Annotated in this window: 2 protein-coding genes and 1 pseudogene; 2 read left to right on the forward strand and 1 reads right to left on the reverse strand. The window is 35.6% G+C overall.

What is annotated here, in order from left to right; translation table 11 throughout:
• Nucleotides 1–855, forward strand: a pseudogene (locus tag F6K13_RS27510) (NACHT domain-containing protein); the annotation flags it as partial.
• 459 nt (nt 856–1,314) lie between these two features.
• Here the strand turns inward: F6K13_RS27510 and F6K13_RS27515 are convergent.
• Nucleotides 1,315–1,464, reverse strand: a complete 150-nt coding sequence (locus F6K13_RS27515; RefSeq protein ID WP_161564935.1) for a hypothetical protein — start codon at nt 1,462–1,464, stop codon at nt 1,315–1,317.
• Between the two features lie 411 nt (nt 1,465–1,875).
• Here F6K13_RS27515 and F6K13_RS27520 point away from each other — a divergent pair, with 411 nt between their 5' ends.
• Entirely contained in the window at nt 1,876–2,577 is a 702-nt protein-coding gene (locus F6K13_RS27520) for a hypothetical protein (RefSeq protein WP_124154332.1), read from the forward strand.
• Nucleotides 2,578–2,672: the final 95 nt, after the last annotated feature.

The raw sequence follows: 2,672 nt of genomic DNA on the forward strand, positions 1-2,672 counted from the left end.
CGGCGTTCTGCTAATATTCCCTATTCTCAAGAGAAAGTCAAAAAATGGCTGATATGGTTAGCAAAGCAAATGGTAAGCGAGTCAGAAACTGTATTTTTAATTGAAATAATGCAGCCAACTTGGCTACGAAATAAAAATTATATTATTGGTTATATTATTACTCTTTTGACGATAATATTCTTCGTATTATGGAACTTATTTTATCAATTTTTAAATTTGCCTAAAATGGCTTTACTTGTAGCATTTTGTTTTGTATATTTTTGGCGTTTTTTTGGATTTAAAACTATTCAAACAGTCACTACTTTGAGATGGTTAGGAAAATATACTATCAACCAAGTAGTTATTGGCATAACTATCGGACTAATTTATGGTTTATTATCTACAGTTATTTTCTACTATAATTTAAAAATTCCTAATCAAATTAGTCATCCTCTACTTAGAGGAGCAATATCTGGATTAAGTTTAGGTCTAGTTTTGGGAATAGTCCGTGGTATGACAGGTCCGGGAATAGAAGAAGTAACTGTTCCTAATCAAGGAATTTGGCAGTCAACAAAAAATGCTTTTATCTTTGGTTTAGTTGGTGCAATAGTAATGAGTTTAGCTGCTAAATTATTAGACTGGTACTTCATAGATTGGGGTGAATATGGGTTGATTTTCGGATTAGCTGTGGGAGGAGGGGAAGCTTGTGTAAAACATTTTATTTTACGAATTATTTTGTATTTTAATGGTTATATCCCTTGGAATTATACTCGTTTTCTTAACTATGCAACTCAGTTGATTTTTCTACAGAAAGTAGGAGGAGGCTACATTTTTATTCATAGATTATTGTTAGAACATTTTGCCAGAATGCCATGAAGAAGGTCTTAGGTGTTAGGTTTTAGGTGTTATACCAAGCGTGAAAAAAGAATGTTACAAATAGTAAGAGGAATAAAAAAACACGTGCAGGATATTCCCCTTTGACAAAGCGGTCGTTGCGTAGCTTCCCGAAGGGTGGGATGGCGATCTTCGGAGCGGGTCTGCAAGAACGGGTCTCCTCGCTGGCCTCCAATCGACCAAGAGAGCGGTGCGACCCCGCGACGACGCCAGTCGCACCTGGTAGCGCACCAAGACAAAAGAATGATTTCCAACCTGAAAAATGGTATTGAAGCTATTCCCGTGTGACTCGGTCCTCCTGACTCCCCCTCCTGGGAGGGGCGCGCGGGTGGGTTGACTCCTAAGAAATATCCTAGCTATTTGTAGCAAATATTTATCAATTTGGTATTATAGAACCCATTTGAGATCTATATAATTATGGTAGTCAAGTTTTTTCGCGCATCAATTTTGAGGAAAAATCATATGAAGGAGTGTTGAATTTTTTGTATGATCTCTCCCCACATCTTCCCTCCTGTCTCCTGTCTCCTGTCTCCTAGCTAAAAAAACTTGATATTTATGAAGATACCAAATGGGTTCTATATCAAGTCTCATTAATTAGCCATAATAAAAATGTTATTCTCTTGAGAAAGAATATTTTTTTGGTGCGGAATGCTGCGCAAATAAATTTATCCCTGCTCCTTACTCCTTAAATTTTTTGGTGGTGGTGCATAGTAATGGTAGAGAGAGTGTGGGAAGTGTGGGAAGTGTGGGAAAAAATTAAAAAATATATATCTTCACACCTTAGGGAGCAGGACAACTAATTTTTTATTGTGATTATTCAAAGATAATGGATAAGCTGTGGTAAAATTTATCAACCCAACCTGCTAAATCTTCAATTTTTGATATTGAATCAGATTACTATAAGCGTAAAAAAAATCTGTAGCTAAAATTGCTATTCATACTAGAAAAATTAGTTATGCTCTAAAAAGGTAAATTTATAGCTAAGACAGTACGTTAACCATAATGCTGACACAAATAGTTCGTCCCATGGTTCAGACCCAGGTTCGGTTATTAGCAAACTGTCACTCAACCCGTCTAACATTAATTCATACAATTGCTAAATGGCTAGGTTTTTTGGGAGTAAAAGCAGAAGTAATCGAACTTAATGCTAATCTAGACAAAAAAATAACTATTTCCTTAACTGTAGAAAAACCAGAATCTTGCGATAACCAAGATTGGCAAAAAATTGTCGATGGCATTAATATAGAAAAACCTCAAAATAGTTCCCAAGAAATAACTGCAACCGAACCGATCCAAATAATGACAGCCAAACAACAAGGAAAACTGCAAAGGTTGATAGCTTATCTTATTCAAGCAGGGGAACCAAATCAGAAAATTAAATGGGAAGAAATATGTCCTAATTTACAACAATTGGGATTAGATGAAAATATGTTAGACGGAATTCGTTCTGCGATTAGAGTACCTCAATCTATCGATTTATTAGTTGAAGAATTAGAGCCAGATGTAGCAGCGATCGCTCTTCCTTTAGCGATGAATATTGCTCTTTTTGATCGGCAAGTCAACTCATCTGAAGATTATGCTTTAAATTCATTATTACAGGTAATGAAACAACCTACAAAACCTACAATTGTAGAGAAAAATGTAGAGAAAAATTTTTTCAGGCATAAGCTATATTGGCTAATAACTTCAGTTATTCCTAGATAATGGTACTTACAGCGCTTTTCAGATTGGTGAACCACACATTCAAAACAATAATACTTGTAGGGACGTTCCATGGAACGTCCCTACAAGTATTATTG

This window comes from Okeania sp. SIO2B9, assembly GCF_010672505.1.
In the GTDB taxonomy this organism is placed as follows: domain Bacteria; phylum Cyanobacteriota; class Cyanobacteriia; order Cyanobacteriales; family Microcoleaceae; genus Okeania; species Okeania hirsuta.

What these genes read in the sequence shown, in the direction of transcription:
- F6K13_RS27515 (WP_161564935.1), bottom strand. Translation starts at nt 1,464, where the DNA reads ATGAGACTTGATATAGAACCCATTTGGTATCTTCATAAATATCAAGTT.
- F6K13_RS27520 (WP_124154332.1), top strand. Translation starts at nt 1,876, where the DNA reads ATGCTGACACAAATAGTTCGTCCCATGGTTCAGACCCAGGTTCGGTTA.